The organism is Luteibacter sp. P1_D3 (assembly GCF_056406135.1).
In genome coordinates, this window is record NZ_JBFUAT010000001.1 from 83,986 (window position 1) to 100,355 (window position 16,370).

Genomic DNA, 16,370 nt, shown 5'->3' on the forward strand with positions numbered 1-16,370 from the left:
CAACGCAGCACACGACACCGGAGGTCGCGCGATGAAACGCGTCGTCGTTACAGGCATCGGCGGCATCACGCCGCTCGGCCACGACTGGATCACGATCCAGGCGCGCCTTCGCCAGTTCCGTAACGCGGTGCGCCGCATGCACGAATGGGATTACTTCGACGCGCTGAACGGACGACTCGGCTGCCCCGTCGACGATTTCAGCCTGCCGTCGCACTGGTCCAGGAAACACGTGCGCTCGATGGGTCGCGTGGCCCAGCTCGCCGTCGCCGCGAGCGAGCGTGCGCTCGACGACGCCGGTCTGCTTGGCAACCCCGACATCACCGATGGCCGCATGGGCGTCGCCTATGGCTCATCCGGGGGCAGCATCGAACCGGCCAAGACTATCGGGCGCATGCTCGAGACCGGCTCCATGCAGGGCGTCACCGCGACCAGCTATATCCAGATGATGGCGCACACGACGGCGGTGAACGTCGGCGTGTTCTTCGGCCTGAAGGGTCGCATCATCACCACCTCGAGCGCCTGCACATCCGGCAGCCAGGCGATCGGCTATGGCTACGAAGCCATCCAGCAGGGCAAGCAGACACTGATGCTCTGCGGCGGCGCCGAAGAGCTGTCCGGCCCCGGTGCCGCCGTGTTCGACACGCTGTTCGCGACGAGCACGCGCAATGATACGCCGCAGGTGACGCCGCGCCCGTTCGACGCGAAGCGCGACGGACTCGTCGTCGGTGAAGGTGCCACCACGCTGGTCCTCGAAGAGTACGAACATGCCGTCGCACGCGGCGCGTCCATCTACGCGGAGATCGTCGGCTTTGGCACCAACTCCGACGGCCAGCACATTACGCAACCGACGCGCGAGACGATGGCCGCGGCCATGCGCATGGCGCTCGCCGATGCCGACCTGCCGCCCGCGGCCATCGGCTACGTGAGTGCGCACGGCACCGCGACCGATCGCGGCGATGTGGCGGAAAGCCATGCCACGGCGGACGTGCTCGGCACCGGCGTGCCGATCAGCTCGATGAAGAGCTACGTCGGCCACACCCTCGGCGCCTGCGGCGCGATGGAAGCCTGGTGGGCGATCGAGATGATGCGTGGCGGCTGGTTCGCGCCGACGATCAACCTGGAAACACCCGACCCCGAATGCGCGCCACTGGATTACCTCACCGGTGAAGGTCGCGAGATTCGCACCGGCTACGTGATGAACAACAACTTCGCGTTCGGCGGCATCAATACCTCGCTGATCTTCAAGGCCTACGGCTGATGAAGCGGGTCGTCGTCACCGGCATGGGCGCCGTGTCCTGTCTGGGCCCGGACCGTCGTGCCTTGTTCGATGGCCTGCGCGAGCGCCGCGCGGGCTTTCGCGACATGCCCGATTTCGCCGCGCTGGGCATGCGTTGCCGCGTGGCCGCGCCTGCCGATACCGGCGACCTCGAGCCACCACATCGCAAGCTTCGCCGGTACCTGCCGCAGGCGGCGGAATACGCCTGGCATGCGACCCGCGAGGCACTCGACGAAGCGGGGCTGGACGATGCCCGGATTCGCGAACGCGACGTCGGCATCGTGATGGGCGCGTCAGCCGCGCTTTCCGAATACGAGGCGGGCCTGGACATGTTCCATGCGCGCGGCATCTCGCGCCTCTCCCCGTTCATCGTGCCGCGAAGCATGGGTAGCGCGGTGGCGGCGACACTCACCCACGCCTTCGGCTTCGGCGGACGTGGCTTCACCGTGAGCTCGGCGTGCACCAGCGCGACGCATGCGATCGGCCAGGCGATGGAACTCATCCAGCTCGGACGACAGGCGATCGTCGTCTGCGGCGGCGCCGAGGAACTGCACGATAAGGCCGCCATGTGCTTCGACGTGATGAACGCGCTGTCGACGACGAGCGTGGCCGGTGAGCGCGTGGCCTGCCCTTACGACGCCGATCGCGATGGCATCGTTCTCGGCGGCGGCGCCGGCGTGCTGGTGCTGGAATCGCTCGACCACGCGCGTGAACGCGGCGCGCGCATCCTCGCCGAACTCGTCGGTTACGGCGCGGCCTCGGACCCGGACGGGATGGTCAGCCCCGAGGCCGCCGGCATGGCAGACGCGATGCGCGAGGCCATCGATCTCGCCGGCGTGCTGCCCGACTACGTCAACACCCACGCCTGCGCCACCGTGCACGGCGATCTCGCGGAGTGGCAGGCGCTGAGCCGGGTATTCGGCGAACGCGGCCGCGCCGTGCCGCCGATATCCTCGATCAAGGGCCTGACCGGTCATGCCCCGGCCGCCGCCGGCGCGATCGACGCCATCGCGTCGATCGCCATGATGGAGCACGGCGTGCTGCTCGGCGGTGCGACACCGGTCAAACGCGATGCCGCCTTTGCCGATGCGCCCTTGATCGATGGGGAAATCGCGTTGACCGTCAACAGCGTGATGTCGAACACCTTCGGGTTCGGTGGTAGCTGCGCCGCCCTGGTTTTTCGCCGGTATGCCGGGGCCGCCGCGTGATCGCGCTGACCATCGAGCGCTGGCGAGCGTGGGCGCCTGGCGTCGAGGAACCCTCCGACTGGGCCGCGTGGGCGGCGTCGCCTCGTCATCTCGACGACGACGGCGAGCAGCCGTCCTGCGCTTTCGTCGCACCGATGCAACGCCGCCGGCTCAGCCGCCTCGCGCGCATCGTGATGCATACGGCGTGGCCGATGTGCGCGGACGACGAGCAGCTTCCCTTCGTCTTCGCTTCACGACACGGCGAGACCACGCGCACCTTCGCCATGCTCGACGAGATCGGCCGCGAGGCGCCCCTGTCACCCACGCAGTTCGGCCTGTCCGTGCATAACGCGATCGCCGGGCAGTGGTCGATCCTGCGCGACCAGCGCGGTGAGTCCGTGGCGATCGCCGGCGAGTCCGACACCTTCGAGCATGCCATCGTCGAAGCCGCGGGCCTGCTGGGCGATGGCGCCCCGGCGGTGATCGTCGTGATCGCCGAGGAACGCCCCGCGACAGCCTATGACGGCTGGATCGACGATGTCCCCTTTTCCTACGCCGTCGCCCTGCGCGTCTCGCGCGCCGACGGCCCGGCCGCCGGCTCGCGCTGGGGACTGTCGCTTCGTGGTAATACGGACGGCGAACCGTCGGCAGAGGGCCCGCACGCCCTGCAGTTCGTTCGCGCGCTGCACGATGGCAGCCCCCTCGACCACCCGTGGAAGACACGACGATGGACATGGCAGCCGATAGCGTGACCCGCCGGGGCGACTTCTGGGCCTGGCGCTTCGTCTGCACCGCGCTGAGCTTTGCCCTGTTCGGCATCGGCGGCATCGTGCTGCGCGTGGCCGTGCTGCCCTTCGTCCTCGCCTGGCCGGCACCGGAGCCGGTGCGCCGGCGGCGTGCGCGCCGGACGGTGGGGCGCGCGTTCTGGCTGCACTCGCAGTTCATGTACCGGACGGGCACGGTCGCCTTTCGCTTCGATGGCGTGGAACGTCTCGGCCTGCCTGGCCAGATGATCGTGGCCAACCACCCTTCCCTGATCGACGTGGTGTACCTGATCGGCCACGTGCCGGAGGCGAACTGCGTGGTCAAGCACAGCCTTTGGAAGAACCCGTGCATGCGCGGGCCCGTGACGGCCGCGGGCTACATCAGCAACGACGGTAGCGCCGAGATGCTCGACCGCGCCGCCGATGTGCTTCGCGACGGCCAGACGCTGATCATCTTCCCCGAAGGCACGCGCACCACGCCCGGCAAGGATCCTGTTTTCCACCGCGGCGCCGCGGCCATCGCGGTGCGTGGCGCCCGCATCGTCACCCCAGTGTTCATCTCGGTGGTACCGACCACACTGACCAAGGCCGAGCCCTGGTACAGGGTGCCGCGCCGCCGCGTGCATGTGCATATCCGCGTCGGCGACGATATCCCGGTGGCGGCCTTCAGCGAACGCGCTCCCGGGCCGATAGCCTCGCGTCGCCTCAACGAACATCTCCATCACCTCTACGCCAGGGAACTCAAGGCATGAACGACCTCGAACGGGACATCGCCGGACTCATCATCGAAACCCTCGCCCTCGACCACCTGAAGGTGGACGAGATCGCCGTGGATCAGCCCTTGTTCGGCCAGGGACTCGGCCTGGATTCAGTCGATGCGCTGGAACTCGCCCTCGCACTGCAGACTCGCTACGGCCTGAAAATCGCCTCGGACTCGCGTGATGCGCGACGTCATTTCGAGACGGTGTCGAGCCTCGCCCACTACGTCGAAGCGAACCGGGCCCCATGCGCAAGCTGAGCAGTCTCGTCCTCCTGCTGGTCGGGGTGCTCTATCCCTTCATCGTCTATTTCGGTATGGATCATGTGTCCACGCCGATCTTCGGGCTGATTCTCGGCGGCTTGTGGCTGGTGCGCGCGCCTGCCCTGTGGCACCAGCCCGGCGGTCGCTGGATGCTCGGCGTCACCCTGGTCTACTGCGCCGTGCTGGCCTTCGGCGGTGAGGACGACCTGTTGCGCTGGTATCCCAGCCTGATCTGCGCGCTGTTGCTGGCCGCCTTCGGGCTCAGCCTGAAGTTCGGGCCGCCGATGATCGAGCGCATCGCCCGCGTCACCGAACCCGACCTGCCGCCGGTGGCCGTGCGCTACACGCGCAAGGTCACCTGGGTTTGGGTGGCGTTCTTCTTCCTCAACGGCACCGCCTCCGGCCTTCTGGCGAAGTGGGGGCCGCTGTCGTGGTGGACGTTCTACAACGGCATCCTGGCGTACTCGGTGATGGGCGTCCTGTTCCTGGGCGAGTGGATGTTGCGGCAGCGCTTGCGTCGCCGCATCAACAAGGCACCGATGGACGGCGCGGCCCAACGCCTGCTCTCGCATCCATGGGTCGCGGATGCCGCGGGCGGTTATGCCGGCAAGCTGGGGCCCGGCATGGTCGTGGAGCTGGCTCACGCGGGACGCAGCGCCCTGCTACGCCACGGCCGCGCCGGCATCATCAACGAACTGGGCCAGCAGGCCGCCGGCGACGATGCCTTGTCGACGCCGATGGTCTGGCGCTTCGTCGACGTCCTGCCGGAAGTCGCCCGGGTGGATGCACTGCTGCAGGCCGCCTTGCCGACCCTGCCCCGGGTGCTGGGTGAACGCCTGGACGGCGACACGCAAGTCATCGAGCTGGAGCTGCCGCTGGACCTGGCCTGCTTCGCGGAGCACTTTCCGGATGCGCCGGTGCTCCCGGGCGTGGTCCAGATCGGCTGGGCACTCGACTTCGCGGCGCCGCGGCTCGGTACACCGACGACGTGCCGTGGCATCGATGCGCTGAAATTCCAGCGCCTGCTCCGTCCGGGAGATCGTGTCGAGCTGACGTTGCGTTACGACGCCGCTCGCGAGCGCCTGCACTTCGCCTATCGCACTGGCGACGCACACTATTCATCCGCGCACCTGCGGCTGGAAGGCACCCATGCCTGAGGTCGCCGCCACCACGCACTGGGCCGCGAAAAGGGAGCGCGGGAGCTTTCTCGGCATGAAGCTCACCTCGATCGCCGTGCGCCTGCTCGGCCGTCGGCCGGTCGCGCCGGTGATCTACCTCATCGTTCTGTACTTCTTCGTGACCGGTCGCGGCACCCGGCGCATCGTCGCCGACTATCAACAGCGCCTGGCGGCCTGGAGCGGGCGCGACGACCTCTTTCCGCGCACGCGCCCCGTGCTTGCCCAGTACCTCGCCTTCGGCGAATGCATGCTCGATCGTTTCGACGTCTGGCGGGGCAAGCTGTGCCTGTCGTCGGTCGACATGGACGATCCCGACGGGGTACGCGATGCCCTTCGCTCAGGTGCTCGCGGGCAGCTGCTGGTCTGCACGCATCTGGGCAACCTGGACGTGTGCCGGGCCATGGCCGAGATCGGCGAAGGCGTGGCGCTGAACGTACTGATGCACCTGCCGAACGCGGCGCACTTCAATCGCCTGCTCGGCGAGTCGGGCGACCGTCGCCTGCGCCTGATGCATGTCGGCGACCTCGATACCGTCGCGATGATGGACTTGTCGCAACGCCTCGAGCGCGGCGAATGGGTCGCCATTGCCGGCGACCGCGTTCCCGAGCATGGCGGTCGCCGCGTGAATGCCGATTTCCTCGGCGCGCAGGCCGCTTTTCCGCAAGGCCCCTGGTTGATGGCCGCCATGCTGCGATGCCCGGTCAACCTGGTCTGTTGCCTCAAGCGCGCAGGCCGTTACACGATCCACCTGCGCCGGTTCGACGACGCTTCGACGTGGGAACGTTCGACACGCGATGCCGCCATTGCCGGCGCCGTCACCCGTTATGCCGCGTGGCTCGCCCAGCATTGCCTCGCTGCGCCGCTGCAATGGTTCAATTTCCACGCGTACTGGCACGGTACGAACGGAGCCCCCGATGCGCGCTAACGGTGTATTCGCCGTCGATACCGAGCTGACCGTTCCCTTCTTCGATGTCGATTCGATGGAGGTCGTTTGGCACGGCCACTATGTGAAATATCTCGAGATTGCCCGTTGTGCCTTGCTCGATGCGCTCGGCCACGGCTATGTGCGCATGAAGGACACGGGTTATGCGTGGCCGATCATCGACCTGCAACTGCGCTACGCGCGCGCCGCGCGCTTCGGCCAGGCCCTGGTCGTGCGCGCCGAACTGGTCGAATGGCAGAACCGCCTGAAGATCCACTACACCCTCAGCGATGCCGCCAGCGGCGAGCGACTGACCCGGGCCAGCACGATCCAGGTCGCGGTCAAGCTCGCCGACGGCGAGATGCAACTGGTCTCCCCTTCCGTTTTCATCGACGACATCGAGCGCCATCTGGCGCGTCATTCGTCACCCTGATCGCCATGGACGCCTCACCGATGAAGTACGCCAGCGCCACTTATGTCGAGGAAACCCGGATCGGTTTCGTCTTCCTGCGCACCTATACCTGGCAGCACCACGTTCTGCGCGTGGCGATCAACGACCTCAAGCGCCTCGCCGGCCCGCTACCGCAAGGTGGCACCCTGCTCGACGTCGGCTGTGGCCAGGGTCGTTCGTTTCGCTACCTGCGCGATGTCTTCGCGCCGTCGCGCATGCTCGGCCTGGATGCGGATCCGCACAGCATCGACCTGTCGCGCGCCGAAGCCGAATGCGAGGGCATCGCGGTGGACCTCTTCACCAGCGATTGCGCGCGTATCGACCTGGCCGATGCCAGTGTCGACGTCGTCTTCTGCCACCAGACCTTTCATCACCTGGTCGAACAGGAGCGCGCCCTGGACGAATTCTGGCGCGTGCTGAAACCAGGCGGCCTCTTGCTCTTCGCCGAATCCACCAAGGCGTACATCGACACCTGGGTGATCCGCTGGTTCTTCCGCCACCCGATGCATGTGCAGAAGAGCGCCGACGAATACATCGCCATGTTGCGCGGTCGCGGGTTCGTCTTCACCGACGAACAGGTGTCACTGCCCTACCTATGGTGGAGCCGTTCGAAGGACTTCGGCCTGCTCGAGCGCTGGGGCATCAAGGCGGCGCCGCCGGTGGGCAAGCGCGAGGAAACCCTGGTCAACGTCGCCGCACGCAAGCCGGGCTGACAGCATGACCACCTACCTCAATGCCCTCGGTGTCGTGTGTTCGCTCGGCGCCGGCAAGCAAGCCGTTGCTGAAGCGATGTTCGGTGCGGCGTCGCACGGACTGCACGATCTGGAGGGCTGGGTTCCCGGGCAGACACTGACCGTCGGCCACGTGATGGCCGCGCTGCCCTCGCCGCCTGCCGGACTGGCACACAGGGATACCCGCAACAATCGCCTGCTGCTGCTCGCCGCGGAAGAGATCGAGACGGAACTGCGTGCCGCCATCACGCGGTTTGGCGCGGAACGCGTCGGCATCGTCATTGGCACCAGCACCACCGGTATCGAAGAAGCGACGCGCAGCATCGCCACGCGCGGCCAGACCGGCGCCTGGCCCGCCGACTACCGATACGCCGACCAGGAACTCGGCGCACCGGCGGCCTTCCTTGCCGAATGGCTGGGGGTCGCCGGTCCTGCCTATGGCATTTCCACCGCATGCACCTCGGGGGCGCGCGCCCTGCTCAGCGCACAACGCCTGCTTCGTAGCGGCCTTTGCGACGCCGTGATCTGTGGGGGCGCCGATACGCTGTGCCGCCTGGCCACGAATGGCTTCCACGCCCTGGAAGCCACCGCGGACGCCCGTTGCCAGCCGTTCTCGAAGCAGCGCGACGGCATCAATATCGGCGAGGCAGCCGCCCTGTTCCTCATGACCCGCGAGAGCGCTCCGGTGGCCTTCCTCGGCGGCGGCGCGAGTTCGGATGCGTACCACATGTCCTCGCCGGAGCCGGAAGGCCGCGGCGCCAGCGATGCCATGACACGGGCGTTGTCGGCGGCGGGCCTCGATGCGGGCATGATCGACTACGTGAACCTGCACGGCACCGCCACCGAACACAACGACGCCATGGAGAGCCGCGCCGTCGCGGCCACCTTCGGTCGCCACGTACCCTGCTCCTCGACCAAGGCCCTCACGGGCCATACGTTGGGCGCCGCCGGCGCACTCGAGGCCGCGTTCTGCTGGCTGTCCCTCACCGATCCGCAGCGACGACTACCACCGCATGTATGGGACGGCGAGGCCGATCCGTCGCTGCCGACGCTGGCGTTTACCGATGCCGACAGTCGCCTGGCACCGGGTCCACGTCGACTGATGAGCAACTCCTTCGCGTTCGGCGGAAACAACGCGAGCCTGATCCTGGCGGACGCCCCATGACGCTGTGGCCGATCGAACAACTGCTTCCGCATGCGGGCCGGATGATCCTGCTCGACCGCGTCGTGACATGGGACGCGGAGCGCATCGCCTGTGAGCGCGTAATCCGTCGGGGCGATGCCTTCGTCGAGGCTAGTGGCCTGCCAGGCTGGGCCGGCATCGAACTCATGGCGCAGGCCATCGCGGCCTGGAACGGCTGCCAGGTGCTCGCCGCGGCTGGCGAGATACGTCCGGGCTTCCTGCTCGGCACACGCAGTTACCGCGTCGACGCCGACGTGTTTCCTCCCGGCGCAAAGCTGCTCATCGAAGCCGTGCGCACCTTTCATGACGAGGACGGCATGGGCTCGTTCACCTGTCGCATCGAGGCCCAGGGTATCCATGCCGAGGCGCGCCTGACGGTGTTCAGTCCGCCCGATCCGACGCCCTTTCTCGATCCACGCAACACTCTCGATTCCAAGGGAACCGCGCCATGAACGACACCATCCTCGTCACCGGCTCCAGCCGCGGTATCGGGCGCGCCATCGCGCTGAATCTCGCCGACGCCGGCTACGACATCGTCGTGCATTGCCGCTCGCGTCGCGACGAAGCCGAGGCTGTCGTCGCCGAGATCGTCGCCAAGGGCCGCGCGGCGCGCGTCATGCAATTCGATATTGCCGACCGCGCCGCATCCGCTGCGGCTTTGGAAGCCGATGTCGGTGAGCACGGCGCCTACTACGGTGTGGTCTGCAACGCGGGTCTCACGCGTGACGGTGCCTTTCCCGGCCTGACATCCGAGGATTGGGATCAAGTGCTGCGGACCAACCTCGACGGCTTCTACAACGTGCTGCACCCGTTGGTGATGCCGATGATCCGTCGCCGCAAGCCCGGGCGCATCGTTTGCATCACCTCGGTCTCCGGCATGATCGGCAATCGTGGGCAGGTCAATTACAGCGCGTCGAAGGCCGGTGTCATCGGTGCGGCGAAAGCACTTGCCGTGGAACTGGCCAAGCGCAAGATCACCGTGAACTGCGTGGCGCCCGGCCTGATCGATACCGACATGCTCGACCCGGACGTACCGGTGGAGCAGATCCTCAAGGTCATTCCGATGGAGCGCACTGGTACGCCGGAAGAAGTCGCGGCGGCGGTGCGCTTCCTGGTCAGTCCGGAAGCGGGGTACATCACCCGTCAGGTGCTGGCGGTCAACGGCGGCTTGTGTTGATGTGGGAACCGAGTCATCGGCGATGCTCTCCCTCCAGGGCACGATGCTCTCCTACCCGGGCACGATAAAGTAGCCGTCATGCCCTCCCTACGCTCCCTGGCCGAATCCGACCGTTTCGCCGACGTCCTGCGCAGCTTCCTCGCGCTTTCCGGCATCACGGCATGGTGCACCTTGATCGGCCCGGCAAGCGCCATCGTCCCTGCCCTCCTTGGCGCTATCGCCTGCGCCCTGGCTGAAACCGACGACGCCTGGCAAGGCCGGCTGCGCGGGCTCATCGTCACCCTGCTCTGCTTCGCCGCGGCCGCCGCTGGCGTACGCGCGCTTATCGGCATACCCGTGCTCTTCGCTATCGCCTTGCCGCTGGGCACCTTCATCCTGGTGATGCTCGGCGCGGTGAGCGGGCGCTATGCCACGATCGCCACGGCGACGCTGATCCTCTCGGTCTATACGATGATCGCCTCCGATGCTGCCGCCGCCGGCACCGGCAACGAAGGCACGCTCGCCATCCTTGCCGGCGCCGCGTGGTATGGCCTGCTCTCCCTGGGCTGGAGCGCCCTCGCCCCGCAGCGCGCCGTGCGCCACGCGTTGGCGCGCCTGTTCGAATCGCTCGCGCTGCTGATCGAAGCCAAGGCCGCCCTGTTCGAGCCCGTGCATGGGCTCGGCCGCGATGCCCTCGACCTCGCCTTTTCGAGGCGCAGCCTGGGTACGGTCGACGCGCTGACCGGCGCGCGCACCGCGCTCCTGGACCGCATCGGCCGGCGCCAGCCGCGCGGACGCAGCGCGGCACGGCTGGCCATGTTCTTCGTCGCCCAGGACATCCACGAGCGGATCAGCTCTTCGCACTACCCCTACGACGAACTCGCTGACGCGCTGTACCACAGCGATCTCATGTTTCGCTTCGGCCGGCTGCTGCGCCTGCAGGCGATGGCGTGTCGCGAGCGCGCCGATGCCATCCGGAGGGTCGCGCCGCTCGGTTCCATCGCGCTACCACGCGCCGCACTCGACGATCTGCGCGAAGCCATCGCCTATCGCCGCCGCAGCGATCCGCCCGACGAGGCCATCGACGACGCACTCTCCGCGTTGATGGACAACATGGAACGGCTGCAGGGCGCCATCGAAGACGAAGGCAGCCTGCCCCAGGACATGGACACGTCGCTGCAGGGCAATGAGCCATCGTCACTGAACGATGCCGTGGCACGTATCCGCCTTCGTCTGAACCGGCGCTCGATGCACTTCCGCCACGCCGTGCGCCTGGCCACCGGCATGCTCGGCGGTTACCTGCTGATGCTCGCGCTGCATCCCACCCACGGCTACTGGATCCTGCTGACCACGCTCTTCGTCTGCCAGCCCAGCTACGGCACCACACGTCGACGTCTCGTCCAGCGCGTGGTCGGCACCACCACGGGCCTGATCGCGGGCTGGGCCATGCTGAAGCTGCTTCCGGGCGGCGACTGGCGCCTGCCGGTCCTGGTAGCCACCGGCGCCGGCTTCTTCGCCTTCCGTTTTCGCCGTTATGCCCTGGCTACCGCGGTCATCACGCTGTTCGTCCTGCTCTGCTTCGACCGCGTCGGCGCCGGCTACGACGCCATCGGTCCACGGCTGCTGGATACGCTGATAGGCGCCATCGTCGCCGCCGTGGCCATCCGCTACGTGCTGCCCGACTGGCGCGTTCGCCGCTTCGACGACGTGGTCGCCGACGCCTTGCTCGCCTACGCGCGCTACCTCAAGGCCATTGCGATGCAGTACCGCAGCGGCAAAGCGGACGACCTGCCCTATCGCATCGCCCGTCGGGACGCGCACGCGGCGCAGGCAGCCGTCGCCGGAAATGTGAACGAACTGCTCGCCGAGCCCGGTCATCCCGTGGCACGCGGCGAGCGGGCGCTGCGCCTGCTCACCGCGCTGCAGGCCGGGCTGGCCCACCTGTCCACCCTGGGCGCGCATCGCCAGGCCCTGCCAGCCGACGATGCCGCCGTCGTGGACGAGCTGAGCCGGCGCATCGCCCATGGCCTGGACGCGCTGGCTGAACACCTAAGGACCGGCTCACCGGCCCCGCTGCTGGGGACGTCGGCCCTCCTCGTCGACACGTCGTCACGCGTCGCCGGGAGCCCGGAAGTGGTCCGCCTGATCGACCGCCAGTGCCTGCTCCTGGTCCGCGTCCACGACCGCATCGCGGCCATGCCGGAGGCCTGATTGCTGCGTCGCGCCGTGGATTGACGTCCCCGGCGCGTTACGATGGGAAGCTTTTTCCCCGTATCCCCCCGGAGTTGCACGCATGCGCCCGTTTTCCCTCGGTGAAGACCTCGACCTCCTGCGCGAAAGCGTCCACGCCTTCGCCGAGAAGGAAATCGCCCCACGCGCCGATCGCATCGATCGCGAAAACGTCTTCCCGGAAGACCTCTGGCTGAAGTTCGGCGAGATGGGCTTGCTCGGCGTGACCGTGCCCGAGGAATTCGGCGGCTCCGGCCTCGGCTTCCTCGCCCACATGATCGCGATGGAAGAGATCTCCCGCGCCTCGGCCTCGGTCGGTCTCTCCTACGGCGCGCACTCCAACCTGTGCGTGCAGAACATCTATCACAACGGCAACGACGAGCAGCGCCGCAAGTACCTGCCCAAACTCACCAGCGGTGAGTGGGTGGGCGCGCTGGCGATGAGCGAACCCGGTGCCGGTTCCGACGTGGTCGGCTCGATGAGCTGCCGTGCCGAGCTGGTCGGCGACGTGTGGGTCGCCAACGGCACGAAGATGTGGATCACCAACGGCCCCGATGCCGACGTGCTGCTGGTCTACATGCGCACCGCGCCGCGTCCCGCCGGCAGCCGCTGCATGACCGCCTTCATCATCGAAAAGGGCATGAAGGGCTTTTCCACCGCGCAGAAGCTCGACAAGCTCGGCATGCGCGGCTCGAACACCTGCGAACTGGTCTTCGACAATTGTGAAATTCCCGCCGAGAACATCGTAGGCGAGGTGAACGAGGGCGTGCGCGTACTCATGGGCGGCCTGGACACCGAGCGCCTGGTGCTCTCCGGCGGCCCGATCGGCATCATGCAGGCCGCTGTGGACCTCGTGCTTCCGTACGTGCGCGAGCGCAAGCAGTTCAACGCGCCGATCGGCACGTTCGGCATGATGCAGGCCAAGGTGGCCGACATGTACACCGCACTGCAATCTTCACGTGGCTTCGCGTATATGGTGGCCCAGCAGTTCGACAACGGCGTGAAATCGCGCATCGATCCGGCAGCCTGCCTGCTCAATGCCTCGACCAACGCGGTAAAAGTCGCCCTCGAGGCGATCCAGTCGCTCGGCGGTAACGGCTACATCAACGAGTTCCCTGCGGGTCGGTTGCTCCGCGATGCGAAGCTCTACGAAATCGGTGCGGGTACCAACGAAATTCGTCGCATGCTTATCGGACGCGAGCTGTTCCACGGCAAGTCATAACAGACGCAGCTTTCGTTTTGCGACATGGGCCGCTCCCACGCGAAGGTGGGAGCGGCCTTTTTTTGGTCACCAAGCCAGGCGATAGCTCAAACTCGCCGAGTGCGAGTGATCGCGATCGGCGAAGCGCTGATCCACGTCCATGGCGAACTGTGAACGTCCGCTCAAGTCCATGGCCATCGTGAAGCCCGCCGTACCCGCGCGACGCGACAGGCCGATGCCATCGACTGGTGCCCACTGCGCGATGCCGTTGTAGCGAGCCGAGAACACTTCGCCCTTCGTCGCAAACGCGTTCTGCCAACCGAGTTTGGCATCGAAACGCAGCGTGCCGTACGAGGTCAGCCACGTACTGCCGGCGCGCAGACCAAAACCCGCTTGCCAGCGGGAGGTCGTCTGGCCATCCGCGGCCAGACCGAAGCCATCGCCACCAGCTTCCTGGAACCCCGCGCGACGGATGCTCGCGAACTCGGTGTTCACGTACGGTGTAAGCGTGAAGGCGCCGACGTTCGTGCGGTAGCCGAACTCGCCATACGCCACGTTGTAGCGACCGTTGTTGTCGCCACCCGCGAACGTGCCCTGGTCACCCAGGCGCAGCAGGCGCTGCGTATCGCCACGGAAGCTGCCGAAGCCGAAGCGGCCCACGCCGTACCAGTTGGCGCCACGCGAACCGGCGTAGAGCATGCCTTCCGTCGCACGATTGGTCTGCCGATCCAGGCTGCCGGACAGCTGCCCCGTGCTGCGCATCTGGCTGACGGCCACACCGGCGAAACCGTTGCTGCCGAGCTTGACGTCGTTACCGACCACGCCACCGTCGAGATTGAAGTTCACGTTGCCGAAGCCGGCGCGGCTGAGGCCGCCCTGGGACCCTAGCGACTGGGTCCACGCACCCGTCGGGCCCTGCTGATCGAGATGATTGATCAGCGCATCGTTGCCAGCCTCGATACCCGCCAGCGTCACGGCCGTACTCGCCGCATACAGCTGGCCGGAGAGCGATTCCAGCGACGCCTGTGCCACCTTTTGCGTCGAAGACTGCTGGATGCTTCCCGCCGCGATCAGTGTGCGCGGATCCATCGATGCCGCCGTGGGCGAACCGTTGGCGAGGCTGGCCGTGATCTGCGCAAAGGCACCATCAAGACGCTGTGCCGAATTCACGGCGGCCACCGACTGCGACATGCTCGTCGTCGCTACCTGCGTGATGCTGAGCGAGGTCGTGTTGAGCCAGACTTCCTGCGGCAGGTACTGCAGCGTCGAACTGAGGAAGACGCCCGGACCCTGGGTCAACGTGGCGAACGTGCCGGAGATCGCGTTGGCCGTGAGCACCTGCTGGTGCGACGTCACCGTGTAACCGGGAACGGCACCCGCCACGTAGAAGTCACCCCCCAGATACGCCGTGCCGCCGACGATGAGCGGAGCGCCGAGCTTCTGCGACAACCGACCGTTGGCCGCCTGGGAGAAATCGCCACCCACGTGCGTCGACGCATCCAGCGTGGCCAGCTGCCCGTTGTTGATGACCCCGCCGCCGATATTGCCGTGCGCGATCAAGGTGCCCGAACCGTTGGTATAGGCACTGCCCGGAATCGCGTTCATCGCCTCCACCGTGGCGAAATCGTTCACGGTGGTGCCACCGGCGTACGTGTTGTTGCCCGACAGGGTCAGCTTGCCGTTTCCGGTCACGACGAGGCCGTTCGCGCCCTTGATGTCGTTGACGAAGGCCATGTTCTGGCCCGCGGATGTCGCTGCCTGGAAGTCGCCCCAGTCGAACGTCGCCGGACCACGAATGGCACGCCCGACGTTCAGGGCGCCATAACCGTAGACGGCATCGGGGCCCGCGGCGCCGAGATCGTCCGCCGTACCAAGAATGATCTGCCGAACCGCGTTGACGCTCAGCGACGGGAACGCCTGCATGACCACCGCGGCGGCGCCCGACACCTCGGGTGCGGCCAGCGAGGTTCCTGTCCAGACCTGATACGACGTGTTCGTGGTGGTCGACGTGGCCGACGCGGTGATCACTTCGCCCGGCGCGGCGAGGCAGTAGTTCATCGCGATGCCGCACTGATTGGAATACGAGGCGATCTGCGTGGGGTTGTTGCTGTCCAGCGCGACGACGACAAGCCAGCCCTGTTCGATACCCGCGGCCCGCGCGGGCAAGGCCGCGATATCGGACGGATTGGCACGGCTGTCGTTACCGGCAGCAAAGACGAACAGATGGTTGGCCGTAAACGGCGCGTAGGCGCCCTGGAAACTCTGGTTGGCAGCGCTATCGGTAGCGCTCCAGTACACCCCGCCCCAGGAGTTGTTGATGACTTTCGCGCCGGCAGCGACCACATCGCTGTTGACCTTGCCAAGCGGGTCGGAGTTCGTCGCCTGGTTGCCCTGGCCGGAACCGTCGTCCGTCGGCGCCTTGTCGTTGATGATGCGGGCCGAAATGATGGTCGCGTCGGGGGCGACACCGCCGGCGAATTTGCCGAAAGCGCGCCCCGCGGCGATCTGCGCGACGGCCGTGCCGTGCCCCACGACGTCGTCGACACCGGTGTTGTTCGTGCTGGGGTCGACGTAGGTGAGATTGGCGGTGACACGCCCCGCAAGGGCCGGGTGGGTCGAAGTGACACCGCTGTCGATGATACCGATGGCGACGCCCTTGCCGGTGAAGCCGGCGGCCTGGGCCACGTTGGCACCGGTCAGCGAGAGCTGGGTGTCGAGCGGCGGATCGGGCTGGGTGGGCTGCGTCGGCGTGACGGGCGGCTTGGCCGGCGCGATGGCGACCCCACCCCCACTGCTCTTGGTACCGCCTCCACCGCCGCCACAGGCGGCCAGGCCCAGGCTCAGGCACACGGCTAGCGCCAACTCACGCTGACGCGGAATCTTGCTTTCAATCACTTGTTGAACCCCTTCAGTTCGACGTCACTGTCTCGCGGCCGGTCTCCCCCGGCGGCGCCCTGACGTGCATAGTCGCATAGCACACCCCGGGAAGGCGTGCGGCAGCGCACAGGGATGCGGCGGCGCAGATTGCCCCGCCCCGCCCCCCACTGCGATACTCGACCGGTTTTCCGCCC

At 67.1% G+C, this 16,370-nt stretch carries 15 protein-coding genes; 14 read left to right on the forward strand and 1 reads right to left on the reverse strand.

Annotated elements, in window-relative coordinates; genetic code table 11:
* Nucleotides 1–31: 31 nt before the first annotated feature.
* The 14 genes from AC1DYM_RS00430 to AC1DYM_RS00495 all read left to right on the forward strand — a co-directional run bounded on the left by AC1DYM_RS00430 (nt 32) and on the right by AC1DYM_RS00495 (nt 13,320).
* Nucleotides 32–1,258: a beta-ketoacyl-ACP synthase gene (locus tag AC1DYM_RS00430; protein ID WP_477335458.1), complete on the forward strand. Its 1,227-nt coding sequence runs from the start codon at nt 32–34 to the stop codon at nt 1,256–1,258.
* Nucleotides 1,258–2,484, forward strand: a complete 1,227-nt coding sequence (locus AC1DYM_RS00435) for a beta-ketoacyl-[acyl-carrier-protein] synthase family protein (protein ID WP_477334908.1) — start codon at nt 1,258–1,260, stop codon at nt 2,482–2,484. The genes AC1DYM_RS00430 and AC1DYM_RS00435 overlap by 1 nt, the downstream gene beginning before the upstream one ends.
* On the forward strand, nt 2,481–3,215 hold the full coding sequence (locus tag AC1DYM_RS00440) for a beta-ketoacyl synthase chain length factor (protein WP_477334910.1): 735 nt from the start codon (nt 2,481–2,483) through the stop codon (nt 3,213–3,215). Before AC1DYM_RS00435 ends, AC1DYM_RS00440 begins: the two co-directional genes overlap by 4 nt.
* A complete protein-coding gene (locus tag AC1DYM_RS00445) occupies nt 3,197–3,979 on the forward strand; it encodes a lysophospholipid acyltransferase family protein (protein ID WP_477334912.1) in 783 nt (260 codons plus the stop codon). Before AC1DYM_RS00440 ends, AC1DYM_RS00445 begins: the two co-directional genes overlap by 19 nt.
* Nucleotides 3,976–4,245 carry a phosphopantetheine-binding protein gene (locus AC1DYM_RS00450; RefSeq protein WP_477334914.1) on the forward strand — a complete coding sequence of 90 codons (270 nt, stop codon included), beginning with the start codon at nt 3,976–3,978 and terminating at the stop codon, nt 4,243–4,245. Before AC1DYM_RS00445 ends, AC1DYM_RS00450 begins: the two co-directional genes overlap by 4 nt.
* A complete protein-coding gene (locus AC1DYM_RS00455) occupies nt 4,233–5,405 on the forward strand; it encodes an ApeI family dehydratase (protein ID WP_477334916.1) in 1,173 nt (390 codons plus the stop codon). The genes AC1DYM_RS00450 and AC1DYM_RS00455 overlap by 13 nt, the downstream gene beginning before the upstream one ends.
* Nucleotides 5,398–6,351, forward strand: coding sequence for an LpxL/LpxP family acyltransferase (locus tag AC1DYM_RS00460; RefSeq protein ID WP_477334918.1), 954 nt, complete (start codon nt 5,398–5,400; stop codon nt 6,349–6,351). Before AC1DYM_RS00455 ends, AC1DYM_RS00460 begins: the two co-directional genes overlap by 8 nt.
* Complete coding sequence (locus tag AC1DYM_RS00465) at nt 6,341–6,781, forward strand: acyl-CoA thioesterase (protein WP_046966285.1); 441 nt, start codon at nt 6,341–6,343, stop codon at nt 6,779–6,781. Before AC1DYM_RS00460 ends, AC1DYM_RS00465 begins: the two co-directional genes overlap by 11 nt.
* A 20-nt stretch (nt 6,782–6,801) precedes the next feature.
* Nucleotides 6,802–7,512: a class I SAM-dependent methyltransferase gene (locus tag AC1DYM_RS00470; protein WP_477334920.1), complete on the forward strand. Its 711-nt coding sequence runs from the start codon at nt 6,802–6,804 to the stop codon at nt 7,510–7,512.
* A gap of 4 nt (nt 7,513–7,516) precedes the next feature.
* The gene (locus AC1DYM_RS00475) at nt 7,517–8,695 is read left to right on the forward strand and encodes a beta-ketoacyl-[acyl-carrier-protein] synthase family protein (protein ID WP_477334922.1); all 1,179 of its coding nucleotides are present in this window, start codon (nt 7,517–7,519) and stop codon (nt 8,693–8,695) included.
* Nucleotides 8,692–9,165, forward strand: coding sequence for a hotdog family protein (locus AC1DYM_RS00480; protein ID WP_477334924.1), 474 nt, complete (start codon nt 8,692–8,694; stop codon nt 9,163–9,165). Before AC1DYM_RS00475 ends, AC1DYM_RS00480 begins: the two co-directional genes overlap by 4 nt.
* Nucleotides 9,162–9,890, forward strand: a complete 729-nt coding sequence (gene fabG, locus AC1DYM_RS00485; RefSeq protein WP_477334926.1) for a 3-oxoacyl-ACP reductase FabG — start codon at nt 9,162–9,164, stop codon at nt 9,888–9,890. The genes AC1DYM_RS00480 and fabG overlap by 4 nt, the downstream gene beginning before the upstream one ends.
* A gap of 78 nt (nt 9,891–9,968) precedes the next feature.
* The gene (yccS, locus tag AC1DYM_RS00490; RefSeq protein WP_477334928.1) at nt 9,969–12,080 is read left to right on the forward strand and encodes a YccS family putative transporter; all 2,112 of its coding nucleotides are present in this window, start codon (nt 9,969–9,971) and stop codon (nt 12,078–12,080) included.
* Nucleotides 12,081–12,162: 82 nt separating this feature from the next.
* Nucleotides 12,163–13,320: an isovaleryl-CoA dehydrogenase gene (locus AC1DYM_RS00495; RefSeq protein WP_046966292.1), complete on the forward strand. Its 1,158-nt coding sequence runs from the start codon at nt 12,163–12,165 to the stop codon at nt 13,318–13,320.
* Between the two features lie 66 nt (nt 13,321–13,386).
* On the opposite strand, the gene AC1DYM_RS00500 is transcribed toward AC1DYM_RS00495, so the two are convergent.
* Nucleotides 13,387–16,194 carry a S8 family serine peptidase gene (locus tag AC1DYM_RS00500; protein WP_477334930.1) on the reverse strand — a complete coding sequence of 936 codons (2,808 nt, stop codon included), beginning with the start codon at nt 16,192–16,194 and terminating at the stop codon, nt 13,387–13,389.
* Nucleotides 16,195–16,370 lie beyond the last annotated feature (176 nt).